This is a genomic window from Dactylosporangium sp. NPDC005555, assembly GCF_040605635.1.
Lineage (GTDB): Bacteria > Actinomycetota > Actinomycetes > Mycobacteriales > Micromonosporaceae > Dactylosporangium.
In genome coordinates this window covers 1-14,417 of record NZ_JBEXDG010000048.1, presented here as the reverse complement: position 1 = coordinate 14,417, position 14,417 = coordinate 1, and the positions used below count along the sequence as shown (strand labels likewise).

15 protein-coding genes and 1 riboswitch are annotated in these 14,417 nt (G+C 74.8%); of the genes, 3 read left to right on the top strand and 12 right to left on the bottom strand.

What is annotated here, in order from left to right; all coding sequences use genetic code 11:
* Positions 1-38: 38 nt before the first annotated feature.
* Positions 39-530 carry a MarR family transcriptional regulator gene (locus tag ABZS58_RS37335; RefSeq protein ID WP_354788110.1) on the top strand — a complete coding sequence of 164 codons (492 nt, stop codon included), beginning with the start codon at positions 39-41 and terminating at the stop codon, positions 528-530.
* A gap of 36 nt (positions 531-566) precedes the next feature.
* Here ABZS58_RS37335 and ABZS58_RS37330 read toward each other — a convergent pair whose 3' ends face one another.
* Positions 567-1,538: an aminoglycoside phosphotransferase family protein gene (locus ABZS58_RS37330; protein ID WP_354788109.1), complete on the bottom strand. Its 972-nt coding sequence runs from the start codon at positions 1,536-1,538 to the stop codon at positions 567-569.
* A gap of 97 nt (positions 1,539-1,635) precedes the next feature.
* On the opposite strand from ABZS58_RS37330, the gene ABZS58_RS37325 reads away from it, so the two are divergent.
* Positions 1,636-1,893, top strand: a complete 258-nt coding sequence (locus tag ABZS58_RS37325; RefSeq protein WP_354788107.1) for a hypothetical protein — start codon at positions 1,636-1,638, stop codon at positions 1,891-1,893.
* On the opposite strand, the gene ABZS58_RS37320 is transcribed toward ABZS58_RS37325, so the two are convergent.
* From ABZS58_RS37320 to ABZS58_RS37270, 11 genes are all read right to left on the bottom strand, one after another.
* Complete coding sequence (locus tag ABZS58_RS37320) at positions 1,851-2,858, bottom strand: hypothetical protein (protein WP_354788106.1); 1,008 nt, start codon at positions 2,856-2,858, stop codon at positions 1,851-1,853. The two genes, ABZS58_RS37325 and ABZS58_RS37320, sit on opposite strands and share 43 nt — an antisense overlap.
* A gap of 77 nt (positions 2,859-2,935) precedes the next feature.
* Entirely contained in the window at positions 2,936-3,739 is an 804-nt protein-coding gene (locus ABZS58_RS37315) for an ECF transporter S component (RefSeq protein ID WP_354788105.1), read from the bottom strand.
* The gene (locus ABZS58_RS37310; RefSeq protein ID WP_354788103.1) at positions 3,736-5,337 is read right to left on the bottom strand and encodes an ATP-binding cassette domain-containing protein; all 1,602 of its coding nucleotides are present in this window, start codon (positions 5,335-5,337) and stop codon (positions 3,736-3,738) included. Before ABZS58_RS37310 ends, ABZS58_RS37315 begins: the two co-directional genes overlap by 4 nt.
* A complete protein-coding gene (locus ABZS58_RS37305; protein ID WP_354788101.1) occupies positions 5,334-6,434 on the bottom strand; it encodes a CbiQ family ECF transporter T component in 1,101 nt (366 codons plus the stop codon). The genes ABZS58_RS37310 and ABZS58_RS37305 overlap by 4 nt, the downstream gene beginning before the upstream one ends.
* 5 nt (positions 6,435-6,439) lie before the next feature.
* Positions 6,440-7,369, bottom strand: coding sequence for a hypothetical protein (locus ABZS58_RS37300; RefSeq protein WP_354788099.1), 930 nt, complete (start codon positions 7,367-7,369; stop codon positions 6,440-6,442).
* The gene (locus ABZS58_RS37295) at positions 7,366-8,712 is read right to left on the bottom strand and encodes a cell wall anchor protein (protein ID WP_354788098.1); all 1,347 of its coding nucleotides are present in this window, start codon (positions 8,710-8,712) and stop codon (positions 7,366-7,368) included. Before ABZS58_RS37295 ends, ABZS58_RS37300 begins: the two co-directional genes overlap by 4 nt.
* A 62-nt stretch (positions 8,713-8,774) precedes the next feature.
* The gene (locus ABZS58_RS37290; RefSeq protein ID WP_354788220.1) at positions 8,775-9,272 is read right to left on the bottom strand and encodes a hypothetical protein; all 498 of its coding nucleotides are present in this window, start codon (positions 9,270-9,272) and stop codon (positions 8,775-8,777) included.
* A gap of 224 nt (positions 9,273-9,496) precedes the next feature.
* Positions 9,497-10,540, bottom strand: a complete 1,044-nt coding sequence (locus tag ABZS58_RS37285) for a prenyltransferase/squalene oxidase repeat-containing protein (RefSeq protein WP_354788097.1) — start codon at positions 10,538-10,540, stop codon at positions 9,497-9,499.
* Positions 10,541-10,628: 88 nt separating this feature from the next.
* A riboswitch (cobalamin riboswitch) is annotated at positions 10,629-10,778 on the bottom strand.
* A gap of 119 nt (positions 10,779-10,897) precedes the next feature.
* Positions 10,898-11,380: a hypothetical protein gene (locus tag ABZS58_RS37280; RefSeq protein ID WP_354788095.1), complete on the bottom strand. Its 483-nt coding sequence runs from the start codon at positions 11,378-11,380 to the stop codon at positions 10,898-10,900.
* Between the two features lie 23 nt (positions 11,381-11,403).
* Positions 11,404-12,915, bottom strand: coding sequence for a GGDEF domain-containing protein (locus ABZS58_RS37275; protein WP_354788093.1), 1,512 nt, complete (start codon positions 12,913-12,915; stop codon positions 11,404-11,406).
* A 159-nt stretch (positions 12,916-13,074) separates the two neighbouring features.
* Positions 13,075-13,494, bottom strand: a complete 420-nt coding sequence (locus ABZS58_RS37270) for an alpha/beta fold hydrolase (RefSeq protein WP_354788092.1) — start codon at positions 13,492-13,494, stop codon at positions 13,075-13,077.
* 285 nt (positions 13,495-13,779) lie between these two features.
* Here ABZS58_RS37270 and ABZS58_RS37265 point away from each other — a divergent pair, with 285 nt between their 5' ends.
* Complete coding sequence (locus ABZS58_RS37265; protein WP_354788091.1) at positions 13,780-14,286, top strand: DUF1269 domain-containing protein; 507 nt, start codon at positions 13,780-13,782, stop codon at positions 14,284-14,286.
* The last annotated feature ends 131 nt before the right edge of the window (positions 14,287-14,417 follow it).

Sequence of the window (14,417 nt, the reverse complement as noted above, 5' to 3'; positions counted from 1 at the left end):
ATGAATCATACGCTTCAAGCTTGAACTACAGTGGTCATGTGACGAACCCCGCAGCGCGCTGGCTCACCGCCGGGCAACGGCAGGCCTGGCTGGGCACGGTCCGGCTGCTCACCGTGCTCCCGGCGGCCCTCGACGCCCAGCTGGACAAGGACGCCGGGCTCACCTTCTTCGAGTATCACGTGCTGTCCATGCTGTCGGAACGCCCCGACCGGTCCCTGCGCATGAGCCGGCTCGCCCAGCTCACCAGCGCCTCGCCGTCCCGGCTGTCCAACGTCGCCAAGCGCCTCGAAGCGCGGGGGCTGCTGCGGCGCGAGCCCGACCCCGGCGACGGCCGCGCCATCCGCGCCGTGCTCACCGACGAGGGCCTGCGCACTGTCGTCGAGGCCGCGCCGGCGCACGTCGGCGCCGTGCGCGACCTCGTCATCGACGCGCTCACCGACGACGAGCTCCGCGACCTGCACGCCGCGCAGGAGCGAATCCTCGCCCGGCTCGACCCGGCGGCCACCACCCGCCCCGAATGGTTCACCTGACGGCGCAGGTCACAGCCGGCCGGGCCGTCAGCGTCATCACCACCCCTTCGAATCCCGGGCTGCCGCGGTGGATCCGGTAGGAGGCGCTGCCTCGAGCGCGTCCAGCCGCGCGCTGAGGTCACGCAGGTAGGCGGCCGCGTCGTCGTACGTCGCGCGGTGCGCGAAGTGCCGGGCGTCGTTGGCCATCCAGAGGTGGTAGTGCAGCTCGTACACGCGCCGCGCCGCCTCGGGAGGGCTGCCGCCGTATCCGTCGAGGAACGCGGCGGGCGGCGCGCCGATCGCCTTCATCCGCCCGAGAAACATCCGCACGACGTCGTAGTGCGGGTCGCCGACGGCGGCGAACTCCCAGTCCAGCCACGTGGCCGTCGTCCCGTCCACGAGCACGTTCCACGGGTGCGCGTCGGCGTGCAGGACCGTCACGGGCCGCCGATCCAGCCACGGCGTCAGGCCCCGAACGACCGCGACCGCGCGGCGCAGCTGCACGGCCAGCTCCGGCCGGTGCGGTGCCAGCCGCTCGGCCTGCAGCTCGACCTGCGCGGCGATGTGGCCGCCCCACCCGCCGGCGAACGGCCGCACGCCGCCGTCGACCACGACCCCCGGGGTCCACAGTGGAGCGACTCGGGTGTCGTGGACCGCCCGCAACGCCCGCCCGGCGGCCTGCCACGCGTCGTCGCGGTCGCTCAGGTCGCCGAGCGGGCGCCCGGGCGCCCAGGTCAGCAGCAGCGCCGCGCCCTCCTCGGCCCGGACCCGCGCGAGCGGCCGCGGCACCGGTGCCCCGGCGTCCGCCAGCCGGCCCAGCAGCCACGCCTCCTTCGCGAACCGGTCGACCGGCTCCACGTCGTCGAACGGCCAGCCGAACACCCGGGCCACCACCCGGTCACCGCCCCGGGTCCGGACCAGCCAGTGCCGGTTGAGCTCGCCCGGCCCGCCCATCGGCGTCGCCGCGCCGTCGGCCTCGAGCCCCGCCTGGTCGAGCAGCCGCCCGATCAGCACCCCGTCCGTCGTCACCGTCGCCATCGTAGGCGCGCCGGGTCCTGGTCGTCGTCCGGCGATAGATTGGCCGCATGCGGCTCACCGAGGACGGCCACGCCCGCGTCGACCTTCCGTGAACGTCGACCCGGTCGTCGTGGCCGTGCTGGCCGCGTTCCAGATGCTGGACGACGCGAGCGAGGACCAGGTCGACCCGCGCTTCGCCGTCCGGGCGCAGCAGGCCATCGGCGCATATCTCGACGAGCTGTCCAGCGAGGACGTCGCCGAGTTCCGCCGGATCCTGTCGCGCATCGCCGGCGAGCGCGCCGAGACTGATCCCGTCATCGCCCGCTACGCACGGATGCTCGCCGCGGGGCTCGCGTCGGGTGGGTGACGGGCTGACAGGCGGCGCAGTTCGGTGGTGAGGACGGCGAGCAGGAGCAGGTCGAGGACGAGGCCGACGGTGGCGTCGAACTGCAGGACCGTGAACTTGAAGGCCTGGCCGGTGAGCAGGTCGACCAGCAGCGACGCGTACAGCAGCCGCAGGGCACGCAGGCGGTGGCGGCGCAGCAGGGGCAGCGCGCGGGCGGCGAGGACGGCGGCGACCACGGCCGTGGCGACCATGGCGAGGCTCGCACCGATCTCGCGGTCGCCGTGCAGGCCGCCGGTGACCCATTCGCCGATGGCGCCGGCGATCGGTGGGACCGGCAGCAGGCACACGACGAAGACCGCCGCCAGGACCACGCGGCGGGTCACGAGGGCGCGGCCGCGGGCGGCGAGGCGGCGGCGGTGCGGATGCCACGGGTCGGGGCGCTCCGGGATGGTGGCGATGAGCGTGGCGATGGCCCGGTCGACGTCGTGATCGGAGCCGGCGACGAGGTCCTCGGCCGCCGCGCGCTCGGCGCCGGTCAGGCCGCGCGGCAGGCCGTCGAGCGCCCGGCGCAGCGCGTCCGCGGACCGGTCCGCGGGGGTGGAGGGGCCGCGCAGGCGGGTCGCGAGGACGACGAGCGCGGCGAACGTCAGGTAGATGATGCCGGCGGCGGGTGCGTAGAAGTAGTTCGTGTGCTCGGTGATGAACTTGCCGACCTCGTCGATGAACAGGCCGAGGCCCGCCCCGCCGAGGACCGCCGCGCCGAGCCGGGCGTGGCGTCCCAGGTAGGCCAGGGCGACGGTGAGCCCGGCGGCGAGCAGCAGCCCGCCCCACAGGACGTGCGCGATGTGCAGCCCGCCACCGCCGAGCTTCGGGTAGCCGGTGGCCTGCAGGAACCACCGGGTGAGCAGCACGGTCACGATGCCGGACACCGCGACGACCGTCAGGTTCGCGCGGGAGCTGCCGGACCGGGACCACGCTGGTGACATGCGAGCAGCTTCCCCGGCCGGGCCCCCGGCCCGCATCGGGCGGACCCCTGAAAGCGCCCCTGATCACGCTGTCCGGCTCATGACCGGTCGGTGAAGGTCGCGGGTGCTTCGAACGCGGCGCGGCGGGACGCGCGGCGCAGGGCGGTCAGCACGGCGGTGCCGAGGACGGCGACCGCGGCGGCGTTGGTGACGGCGCGGCCGGTGTCCCAGCCCAGCGCCGACGTGGTGGCGGTGAACAGGGCGAAGCGGTGCAGGTTGTCCAGCAGTGGCGCGCCGGGCAGGTAGGACAGCTGGGTGTCGGCGGCGGGGCTGAAGGGCCAGAACCACATGTTCATGCAGAAGCCGTAGGCGTAGGCGCTGATCGCGGCGTAGCCGGCGAGCAGGGCGATCTCGGCGCGGCCGGTGACCCGGCGGGGGAGCAGGCCGGCGCCGAGGCCGACCCAGGACGCGGCCAGCATCTGGAACGGCAGCCACGGGCCGACGCCGGCGGTGAGCAGCGCGGACGCGAACAGCGACGTGGAGCCGAGCAGGAACCCGAAGCCGGGGCCGAAGACGCGGCCGGCGAGGACGAGCAGGAAGAAGACGGTCTCGATGCCGGCCGTGCCGGCGCCGAGCGGGCGGAGCGCGGCGTTGACGGCGGACAGCACGCCGAGCATCGCGACGGCCTTGGTGTCCAGGCCGCCGCCGGTGAGCTCGGCGACCATGACGCCGACGAGGACCGGCAGGAGGACGACGAAGATGAGGGGTGCCTCGGCGGTACGAGCGATCGCCTCCGGCTGGGCGGGGACGAACAGCGGCCAGAAGAACGCGGCGAGCCCGGCGGCGGAGGCGAGGACGAGGACGGCGGCGGCCCGGGGCCGGACCCGCACGGGGTGGCTCACGACAGCGCCTCGGCGACGTCGGCGGCGGTGAGCCACGGCTGCGGATGCAGGACCTTGGCGACCTGCGGGGCAAACGTGGGCGACGCGACGACGATGTCGGCGGTGGGGCCGTCGGCGACGATCTCGCCCTGGGCCATGACGACGACGCGGTCGGCGAGGGCGGCGACGAGCTCGACGTCGTGGGTGGCCACGACGATCGCGGTGCCGCGGCGGGCGAGGTCCCGCACGATGCCGGTAAAGCGGTGCTTGGCGGTGTAGTCGAGGCCGCGGGTGGGCTCGTCGAGCAGCAGCACCGGCGGCGCCGCGGTGAGCTGGACGGCGAGGACGAGCGCGAGCCGCTGCCCTTCGGACAGGTCGCGGGGGTGCCGGTCGCCGGGGATGCCGGGGGCGAGACCGTCCAGCAGGGCGCGGCAGCGACCGGCGGAAGCGGCGGCCTCGCGGTCGGCGGCGGCGCACTCCGCCTCGACGGTGTCGAGGTACAGCAGGTCGGCCGGGGTCTGCGGGACGAGACCGACACGACGCCGGGCGTCGGCCGGCTTGAGCGCCGCCGGGTCCGCACCGCCGGCGGTGACCGTGCCGCGCTGGCGGGGGCCGGCGCCCTGCAGGGCCCACAGCAGCGAGGACTTGCCGGAGCCGTTGCGGCCCATGAGCGCGACGACCGTGCCCGCGTGCAGGTCCAGGTCGACGCCGGTGACCGCCACGTGCCGCCCGTAGCGCACGACGACATCGGTGGCGCGCAGTCCGACGGTACCGTCGCCGCCGTGGTCACGGGTCGGTGGTTCGTGGCCGGCGAGACGGTCGCGCAACGGGCCGGCGCGGCGGCGGGCGTCACGGACCGAGAGCGGCGGCGGGCTCCAGCCCGCGATGCGGCCGAGCTCGACGATCGGCGGGGCGATCGCCGCCGTCGCGAGGATGTCGGCGGGCGGGCCGTCGACGACGGTGCCGTCACCGGCGAGGTACAGCAGCCGGTCGGCGGCGTGCGCGACACGTTCGAGGCGGTGCTCGGCGACGAGGACGGTGATGCCGAGGTCGTGGACGAGCCGCGTGATCGCGGCGAGGACGTCCTCGGCGGCGGTCGGGTCGAGGGCGGAGGTCGGCTCGTCGAGGACGACGACGCGGGGGTGGGCGGTCAGGACGGCGCCGATCGCGACGCGCTGCTGCTGGCCGCCGGACAGGGTGCGCAGCGGCCGGTGCCGCAGGTCGGCGATGCCGAGCAGGTCGAGGGTCTCCTCGACGCGCTTGCGCATGACGGGCGCGGGGACGGCGAGCTGCTCCAGGCCGTAGGCGAGCTCCTCCTCGACGGTGTCGGTGACGAAGCCGTGCAGTGGGTCCTGGCCGACGTACCCGACGACGTCGGCGAGCTCGCGCGGCGGGTGGGTGCGGGTGTCCCGGCCGTCGACGGTGACCCGGCCCGCGAGGGTGCCGCCGGTGAAGTGCGGCACGAGACCGTTGACGGCGCGCAGCAGCGTCGACTTGCCGGTGCCGGTGTGCCCGGCGACGAGGCAGAGCTCGCCCTCGCCGACGGTCAGGGTGACGTCGCGGATCGCCGGGGCGCCGGCGCCTGCGTAGGTGACGGACACCCGGTCGAACTCGATCATGCGGCAACCTCGGCGGGTACTGGGGCGAACGCGGGCGGCGGTGGGGTCAGCCAGCCGGGCGCGGCCGCGACGACGACGGCGAGCGCGGGCAGGACGCCGAGCTGCGGCCAGGTGAGCGGGCTCAGCGACGGGTACAGGTCGGCAGGGTCGACGGCGGCGGTGGCGAACAGCAGCGCCCCGGCGCCGGCGCCGCACAGGGCGGTGAGCGTCTCCGGCAGCCGCCACGGGTCGGGCCGGTAGCGGCTGCGCCGGACCCGCCGCCCGCCGTACAGCAGGCCCGCGGCGGCCGCGACCCCGCCGCCGGCGAGGACGGGGAGCCCGAGGGCGCGGGGCGTGGTCGCGTCGAGGAGGCCGTAGACGCCGACGCAGACACCGAGCAGCCCGCCGACGACGAGCGCGCCGCCGGCGAGGCGGACCGGTCGCGGGGTCGTGCCGGCGCGGGCGTAGCCGCGGGAGTCCATGGCGGCGGCGAGGGTGAGCGAACGGTCGAGGGCGTCGGCGAGGACGGGCAGCAGGATCGCCCGCAGCGCGTGCACGCCTTTGCCCGCACCACCGCGCAACCGGCGGGCCCGCCGCACCCGCAGGACGCTCTCGGCGAGCTGCGGGGCGACGGACAGCGCGACGATGACGGCGGTGCCGGCCTCGTACAGGGCCGCGGGGACGAGCTTGAGGAGGCGTTTCGGGTTGGCGAGGGCGTTGGCGGCGCCGAGGCAGATGAGCATCGCGGCGAGCCGGATCCCGTCGTAGAGGCCGCTGAGCAGTTCCTCGGCGGCGACCGGGCCGAACAGCCGGATGCCCGCCGCCCACGCCGGCAGCGGCACCTCCGGCAGGGTGAACAGCACGTGGACGCCGCCCCCGCCGCCGAACACGACCCGGAACAGCAGCCGGCTCGCGACGATCAGCCCGCCGAGCATCAGATACAGCCGGAACGCCAGTGCCCACGGTGCGTCGCCGCGGCGGCGGGCGACGACGGCCCCGGCCGCGGCGACGATCAGGGCGAGGACGATCGGGTTGGTGGTGCGGCTGGCGGCGGTGGCCAGCCCGAGCGCCCACAGCCACCACGCCCCCGGATGCACCGCCCGTGGCAGTGTGCCCATCGTGGTCAGGTGTCCTCGCCCGTGCGGCGGCGCCAAGCGGTGTAGCCGCCGACCGCTGCCAGCAGCGCGAGGACCGCGGCTCCGGCGATGGTACCGACGGGCACGCCGGACGCCGATCCCGTGGCTTCCACGTCAGGGGGCGCGGTGTCGCCCGCGTCCGGCTGGACCGACATCGAAGGAGGCGCTGTGCTTCCGGGCGATGCCGACGTGTCCACAGAGGACGGTGCCGGACCGGCGGAGGGCGTGCCGGTGGCGGGACCTCCGCCGGTGGTCGCCGCGGTCGTCGGCGCCGGACGGGGCTGGCCCGGCTGGGCCGGCTGGCTGGTGGCGGGCGGCGGGGGTGGGGCCGGGCGGCTCGGTGCGGCGCCGGGGACCGGCCAGTTGCCCTCGGTGCGGTTCTTGGCGAACGACCAGCCGTCGAAGCTGCCCTGCGGCGGTGTGCGGTTCTTGACGCCCATCTGGCTGTAGGCCCAGGCGCCGCCGTTCGGGGCGTGCCAGTACGACCAGTACGCGGTCGCGGGTGGCGTGTCGACGCACGGTTCCGTCGCCGGGGCCGGTTTGCCGCTGATCCGGCAGATGAACGCGAGCCCCCACCGGTTGGTGCCGGCGACCGTGAACCCTGCGTCCTGCAACGCGGTCAGCCCGCTGGCCTGTGCGCCCGGCGCGCAGCGGACGACGACACCGCCGCCGAGCTCGTGGAAGTCGACGACGACCGTGACGCCGGTGGCGTCGGGGCAGTACCCGGTGGTCCCGGCGGCCCGCGCCGGTGCGGGCAGCGCGAGCCCGGCGACCGCCGCGAGGAGCACGGCCGCCCCGGCGCGGACGACCCGGCCGGCCGCAGCACGTGCGGTCCGGCCGGCCGTGGCGTGGGCGGTTCGGCCGGCCGTGGTGTGGGCGGCCCGGTCGGCTGCGGCGTGGGCGGTCCGGCCGGTCATGGTGTGCGGCGTCGTCGCGCCGCGAGGACCAGCGCCATGCCGAGGCCGATGAGGGCGACGGCGACCGCGGCCATCTGGACGATCGGCTGCCCGGTTCTCGGCAGGTTCCCGCCGGTGGCCGTCGTCGCACCGGTCGACGCGGACGCGGACGGTGACGTGGAGGCCGACGCCGACGCACTCGCGGATGCCGACGCCGAGACGGACGGCGACGGCGGGACCGACACCGACGGCGACGCCGACGGGGACCCGGCGGGGGTCGTGCCGATCTCGCCGAGCGGGACCTGGGCGAGGGCGAGGAGCGCCTGGGCGGTGGCGCGGCGCCACTGGTCGCGCAGCATGTCGTCGATCGCGCCGGCGGCGAACGCGTCGGCCGAGTAGGCGACGGCGCCCTTGTCGGCGCCGCCGGACAGCTGCAGCTTCGCGACCCAGGCGGCGGCCCTGCCGGCCTCGGCGGTGGCGCCGGCGGCGGCGAGAGCCTGCCCGGCGAGGCCGGTGCTGTTGCTGTTGGCGACGGCGGGCAGGTTCGGGTCCGGCCGCTGCGGTCCGTTGACGAACGACCCGTCCGCGCCCTGCCTGGCCTTCAGCCACGCGGTGCCCTGCGCGGCCGCGGCCAGGGCCCCGGGTGACGAGCCGGTGGCGAGCAGTGCCTGCACGGCCATCGCGGTCGAGTCGACGTCGGGGGCGTCGTCGTCGGCGCAGGCCGCGCCGGTCGGGTCCGGGTTGAGGCGGAAGCCGCCCGCCTGGCACTGCTGCCGGATCAGGTAGGCGACGACGTCCACCGGTGCGCCACCGGTGCGGGCCAGACCGAGCACGGCCAGGGACTGGTCGAAGGTGTTGCTGGCGTCGCCGCCGTAGACCTCGGGTGTGGTGTCGCGGACCCTGCCCTTGTGCGGGCCGTCCGTCGCGATCAGGCCGCGGGTCATGGCGTCGAGGTCGAGGCCGCCGAAGTGTCTCGGGTCGCGGCCGGCGGCGGTGGCGGCGAGGAGCAGCTTCGCCGTGGAGCCGGCGTCGGTGATCCGGTCGTCGTCGCCGTCCTCGTCGTAGTCGATCTCGTAGTAGCTGAACGTCGCGGCGTTCGCGGCGACCTTGTCGGCGACGGCGGCGGCGGTGGCCGGGGCGACGCCGGTCGCCCGCAGGGCGAGGAGCGCGTCGACGGTCAGGCCGATGTCGGGCATCCCGAAGTTGGTCAGCACCCCGTCCTCGAACTGGGTGGTGAGCCACGTGGCGGCGTCCCGGCCGGCGGTCTGCTGCGCGGGGCTGGGGGCGGCGACGGCGCTCGCCGCGATCACGCCGCCGATGACGGCGGCGGCGAGGGCGACGGCGGCGCTGCGGTGCGGGCGCATGAGGGGCCTTTCGATGCTGACGGAGGCGGTGCCGTGGGGCACCGCCTCCGGGGCCGGGTGGCTCAGGGGGCGGTGATCGACGGTGCCTGACCGGAGCCGAAGCGCCAGCCCTCGACGGTGCCGATCGCCGGGTTGAACGAGGAGGCGCCGAGGCTGCTGTACGTCCAGGCGCCGCCGGGCGTGGCGTGCCAGTACGACCAGTACGCCGACGCGGGCGGGGTGTTGACGCACGGGTCGGTCGCCGCCGTCGGCTGGCCGTTGATCCGGCACACGAACGCCAGCCCCCAGCGCTGCGTGCCGGTGACGGTGAACCCGGCGCCGGTCAGCGCGGCCAGCCCGGTCGGCGGGTCACCGAGCTTGCAGCCGACCACGACCCCACCGCCGAGCGGGCCGAAGTCGACCACGACGCTCACCCCGGCGCCGGGCGCGCAGGCGGCCGCGTGCGCGGCTTGCGGCGCGGGATCGGCGAGGACGAACGTCGCGGTGACGGCGAGCGCGGCGAACACGGCGGACAGCAGCCGGCGCATGATTCCTCCACTGTGGATGGTGTTCACGGGCATGCTGGAACTGGTGTTCAGGGGCACGCCGGCGGTGTTGAGGGGCACGCGGGGAGTGGTGTTCACGGGCATGCCGGAACTGGTGTTCAGAGGCACGCCAGGAGTGTTCAGGCGCGCGCCGGATCTGGTGTTCACGGGCATGCCAGGTCTGGTGTTCACGGGCACGCCAGGAGCGGTGTTCAGGCGCACGTGGGGAGTGGCGTTCACGGGCATGCCAGGTGTGGCGTTCACGGGCATGCCAGGATCGGTGCGGCGGCGCGGGATCCGCTCGCGGTGAGCGTCGCCAGGCCGGAGCCGGTCAGTCCGGGCACCGCCTGCGCGGTCGAACGGACCGCGGTCGCCGGGTCGAACCCGCCGGGAGCGTAGGCGATGGCGCCCCGGTCCGCGCCGCAGCGGATCTGGAGGCTCAGCAGGAAGCCGCGGGCCTTCAGCCAGGCGATCGGCCGTCCCGCGACGGCCAGGGCCTGTGCCGCGAGACCGGTGCTGTTGGCGTTCGCCGTACCGGCGGAATCGGCGAACGAACCGTCGGCGGCCTGCGCCGAGACCAGCCAGGCGACCCCCGGCGCCGCGTCGGTGGGACGGCCGACGGCGAGCAGCGCCTGCACGGCGAACGCGGTCGCGTCGACGTCGCTGACGCAGGTCGGCTGGTCGTAGTAGAGCGGGTAGCCGCCGTCGGCGCAGCGGGTGCCGGCGAGGTACGCGCCGCCGGACGCGGGTGCCCCGGCCGGGGTGCGGCCCAGGGCGAGGAGCGAGAACGCCTGGGTGAGCTGGTTGCTGTAGTCGCCGAACGCCGACCGGTCGGAGAAGCGGCCCGACGGGGCCTGCAGCCCGCGCAGCCGGGCGATCAGGTCGACGCCGCCGAACGCGGCAGGGTTGCCACCGCGGACCTGCACGGCGAGGGCGAGCTTGGCGGTCGCGCCCGCGTACGCCTCGGTGCCGTCGCCGATGTAGCCGGTGAGGATCTCCGGCCGGGCCAGCCATCCGGTCGCCTTGGCGGCGTTCGTGCCGGCGACCTTCGCGGCGGCGGACGCCAGGATCGCGTCGATGGTCAGGCCCTGGTCGGGGTAGGCGACGCCGTCGAAGACGACCTCGAAGCGTTCGCCGTCGACGAGCTGGCGGGCCAGCCACCCCGCGGCGGCGTCGGGCCGGTTGACGGTGGGCGGTGCCGCATTGGCCGGCGTGACGGCCGTGGCGGTCAGGACGCTGGACAGGGCGAGCGCGGTGAGCACCCTTGTGAGGAGGGTGCGGGCGCGGTGCCGGGGGACTGCCATCGGGCGATGCCTCTCCGGCCCTGGCAGTCGGGAGAAACCGGGCATGCCCGGTGGCTCCGACCCGTGGGCCACGACGGGTAGGGAGGTGCTGGAGACGACGCGTGTCGGACAGGTATTCGGACTCGCGGCGAGCAGACATCGCTCACCGCCTACCGTTGCGGGCCAGCGCCGGACTTCGACCGGACTTCCCCCATCAACACACGGCTATGTACTTGTGACCGACAGTCTGTCCCGGCGGAGCGGTGCCGTCAATCCCAGCCGCCGCGCTGTGGCGATGCCGACAGCACGCTGACGGCGGGTGGGACGACGTGTCCGCGCGCTGTCAGCCCGCTGTCAGTGGCGGAGGCGAACGTGCTCTCACCAGTCGAACGGACAGAGGAGCGCACGATGCAGACCTTCAACACCCCCACCCCGATCTCCGCGGTCCTCGACATCCCCGCGGGCCGCGTCCAGTTCATCGCCGGTGACCGGGCCGACACGACCGTTCAGGTCCGGCCCGCCGACGCCGCGAAGAGCCGCGACGTCAAGGTGGCGGAGCAGACCACGGTCGAATACGGCGACGGCGTCCTGCGGATCGCGGTCGGCGCCGGGGTGCGGCACCAGCTGCTCGGCAGCTCGGGCTCCGTCGACGTGACCGTGCAGCTGCCCGCCGGCTCCCAGCTGGACGTGAAGGCGGCCAGCGCCGAGTTCCGGGCCGTCGGCCGCTTCGGTGCCATCGTCTTCGACGGGGCGCACGGCGCGGTCAAGGTCGACGAGGCCGACAGCGTCCGCCTCACCGTCCTCGCCGCCGACGTCGTCGTCGGCCGGGTCAACGGCTCGTCGGAGATTCGCACGGGCCACAGCTTCGCAGACGGCCCGTCACGTCACTGCGTCAAGGTCAGGTGGGGTGCTTTGTCCGGTTCGCTGAGGCGCCAGTTGTTCTTGCCGGCGGACTTGACGGCGTACATGGCGGCGTCCGCCCGGCGCAGCAGGTCGGCGATGCCGGTCGGGGCGTGGCTGACGAACGTGACGCCGATGCTCGCGCCGACCCTCGTGGTGTGCGCGCCGATGACCGCCGGCGCCGAGATGGCCCGGACCAGCCGTTCGGCGAGGTCCTGGTCGTCCAGCGGGGCGAGCACGACGAACTCGTCGCCGCCGAGCCGGCAGACGATGCCGTCGTGCGCGACGCTGCCGAGACGGTCGGCGACCTCGCACAGCAACCGGTCGCCGACCTCGTGGCCGAGCGTGTCGTTGACGCCCTTGAAGCCGTCGAGGTCGATGAGCAGCAGCGCCGTGTCGGTGCCCGTCGTGGTGTACCGCTCGATCGCCTCCTCCACGTGCCGGCCGAGGTACGCGCGGTTCGCCAGCCCGGTGAGCTCGTCGTGCCACGCCTGATGCTGGAGCCGCTCGGTCAGCAGCCGGTTCTGCGCGAGCAGCTGCCCGTTCTCCCGCAGCGCGGTGAGCTGCCGCGTCGTGACCATTGCCAGCAGGATGCCGGTGCCGGCCAGGACGCCCCAGCGGCGCCAGTCCAGCCCGGGCCCGACCACGGTCACGAGGAGCCCGAACGCGGCCGCCGAAGCCCCGTAGGGCACGACGCTGAACGGCCGCCGGGCGGCGCCCTGTGGCGGGGTCGTCCCGCTGAGACTCGAGTGGTACTGCAGCAGCGCGCCGGCGAGCGAGCTGAGCTGTGCGAGGAGCAGCAGCGTCGTCGACCCCAGCGACACCGCGCCGGGACGGCCGGGCAGGGTCGTGGCGAACCCGGTCAGCGCGATACAGGCGGCGTAGCACGCCAGGGTCGGCCTGGTGAGCAGGCGCGTGCCGAAGAACGCGACCCGCAGCACGCCGAACCCGGCGACCACCACGACCACCGGCAGCGCGAGGGTCTCCGACAGCGACAGCCAGCCGTGCCCCGGTGACCAGCGGCGGCTGACCGTGAAGTACCAGACGAAGGAGGCGACGCCGACCAGCACGATGCCCGCGTCGAGTCCGATCCGCAGCCGCTCCGACCGGGTGTGCGCGACCGTCGGGTAGCGGAACACGGCGTACATGATGAACAGCCCGGCGACCGGGTAGACGAGCTCCGTGCCGAGCATCGGCACCGCCCGGCCGCTGACCGCCGTCACCAGCAGCGCGGTGAAGTCGACGGCCATGCCCAGCGTGTAGACCAGCATCGCGTAGACCATGCCGGCCCAGAACCGGGCGGTCGGCGGTGGGAGCCCCGGCACGCGGGCCGTGCGGTGGAACATGTAGGTCAGCGCGCCGATCAGCGTCAGGTCGACGAACACGATCGCCGGCTCCGCCGCGTGCGTCGGCAGCACCAGGGCCGCGAGCACGGCCAGGACCGCCGCGACCGCGCCCGCGGGCAGCAGTGCGTCGACACCCCGGGGCCGCCGCATGTCCTGCCTCCTGGTGCCGTCGATCGCCGCCAGCACGTCCCATCGGCACCGCCGCCGGGATCCTTAACGATCGGTTCAGGCGGGCTGCCGGCCGAGCGCCGGCGCGACCTTGTCTACCACGTCGTGCAGGATCTGTTCGTACCCCTCGCGGACGAACTCCTAGGGCAGCTCGAGGCGCAGCTCGTCGACCTCCTGGACGGCGGCGTCCGCGCGCAGGCGCTCGACGATCTCGGCGCTGGTGCCGACTCGGTCCGGGTGCAGCGCGCCGAGCAGGAACGCGGCCGGCACCCCGGCGTCGATGGCCACGACGTCGGCGCGGTCCACCGCGAGGGCGTCGAGCAGTCCGAGCATGTCTTCGGCGCCGGTCGCGGCGTCGAAGCCGTCCGCCGCGCGGGCGCTGTCGCCGAGCCCGCGCAGGTCGGGCGCGATGACCCGGCGCGCCCCGGCCAGCAGTGGCAGGACCGGCCGCCACACCTGCCACGTGTGCGGCCAGCCGTGCATGAGCAGCACCGGCGGCCCGGCACCGCCCGACGTCACGTGCAGCTCGGTGCCGTTGGTCTCGATCCTGCGGTGCTCCATGCCACTCCAAGTGAGTTACCGTGGGTTACCTACTCAATGGTGGAGATCGCCGCATTACGGGACAAGAAGGCACTTCCGCGTCACCAGGTGAGCCCGGGGTGACCGGGGACCTGTTCAGCCCTGCCTGCCCGACCCGGCAGCTGCCTGCGGCGCGGCATGCGGGACGCTGATCGACCGTCACTCGCCACGGGCGAGGTGATCCGGCGTCGGCGTGGCGAACGTTGCAGGTGACATCCGAAGCGGGAGCACGGCTCCAGCAGACCGCACCTTGTGGGAGGAAGCGTCATGAGCGACATCATCGCGATCGAGTACCGCGACATCCCCACGGCGAAGACGGCCCGGGAGAAGATCATCGACCTGCAGCGGCAGGGGCTCATCACCGTGCGCGATGCCGCGGTCGTGGAGGTCAAGGCCGACGGCAAGGTCAAGATGCATCAGGCGGCGTCCGCCACCGGCGTCGGCGCGGCCAGCGGGGCCATGTGGGGCGGCCTCATCGGGCTGTTGTTCTTCGCCCCGTTCCTCGGCATGGCGATCGGTGCGGGCACCGGCGCGCTGGCCGGGAAGTCCACCGACGTCGGCGTGGACGACGCGTTCATGAAGGACCTCGCCGCGACGATGGAGCCCGGCTCGGCGGTGCTGTTCCTCCTCGTCGACCAGATCACCGTCGACAAGGTCGTCCAGGAGATGGCGCAGCACCAGCTCGGCGGGCGCATGCTGCGCAGCTCCCTGAGCCGCGACGCGGAGCAGCGCCTGAACGAGGCCGTGGAGGCTGCCCGCCTCGCACACGTCTGAGGCACGACCGGCACCGGGGCGCGCGGCGACCGCCGCGCGCCCCCGCGTGAAGTGCGCACCCCCCCGGCGTGACGGACCGCGCGGCACGGATCACAGGTGCCGGCGCCAGCGGCCCACGGGGACCACCTCCA

Coding starts and splice junctions, on each gene's coding strand:
- ABZS58_RS37320 (WP_354788106.1), bottom strand. CDS start 2,858: ATGTCACCAGCGTGGTCCCGGTCCGGCAGCTCCCGCGCGAACCTGACG.
- ABZS58_RS37310 (WP_354788103.1), bottom strand. CDS start 5,337: ATGATCGAGTTCGACCGGGTGTCCGTCACCTACGCAGGCGCCGGCGCC.
- ABZS58_RS37305 (WP_354788101.1), bottom strand. CDS start 6,434: ATGGGCACACTGCCACGGGCGGTGCATCCGGGGGCGTGGTGGCTGTGG.
- ABZS58_RS37300 (WP_354788099.1), bottom strand. CDS start 7,369: ATGACCGGCCGGACCGCCCACGCCGCAGCCGACCGGGCCGCCCACACC.
- ABZS58_RS37295 (WP_354788098.1), bottom strand. CDS start 8,712: ATGCGCCCGCACCGCAGCGCCGCCGTCGCCCTCGCCGCCGCCGTCATC.
- ABZS58_RS37290 (WP_354788220.1), bottom strand. CDS start 9,272: ATGCCCGTGAACACCATCCACAGTGGAGGAATCATGCGCCGGCTGCTG.
- ABZS58_RS37285 (WP_354788097.1), bottom strand. CDS start 10,540: ATGGCAGTCCCCCGGCACCGCGCCCGCACCCTCCTCACAAGGGTGCTC.
- ABZS58_RS37275 (WP_354788093.1), bottom strand. CDS start 12,915: ATGCGGCGGCCCCGGGGTGTCGACGCACTGCTGCCCGCGGGCGCGGTC.
- ABZS58_RS37270 (WP_354788092.1), bottom strand. CDS start 13,494: ATGGAGCACCGCAGGATCGAGACCAACGGCACCGAGCTGCACGTGACG.
- ABZS58_RS37265 (WP_354788091.1), top strand. CDS start 13,780: ATGAGCGACATCATCGCGATCGAGTACCGCGACATCCCCACGGCGAAG.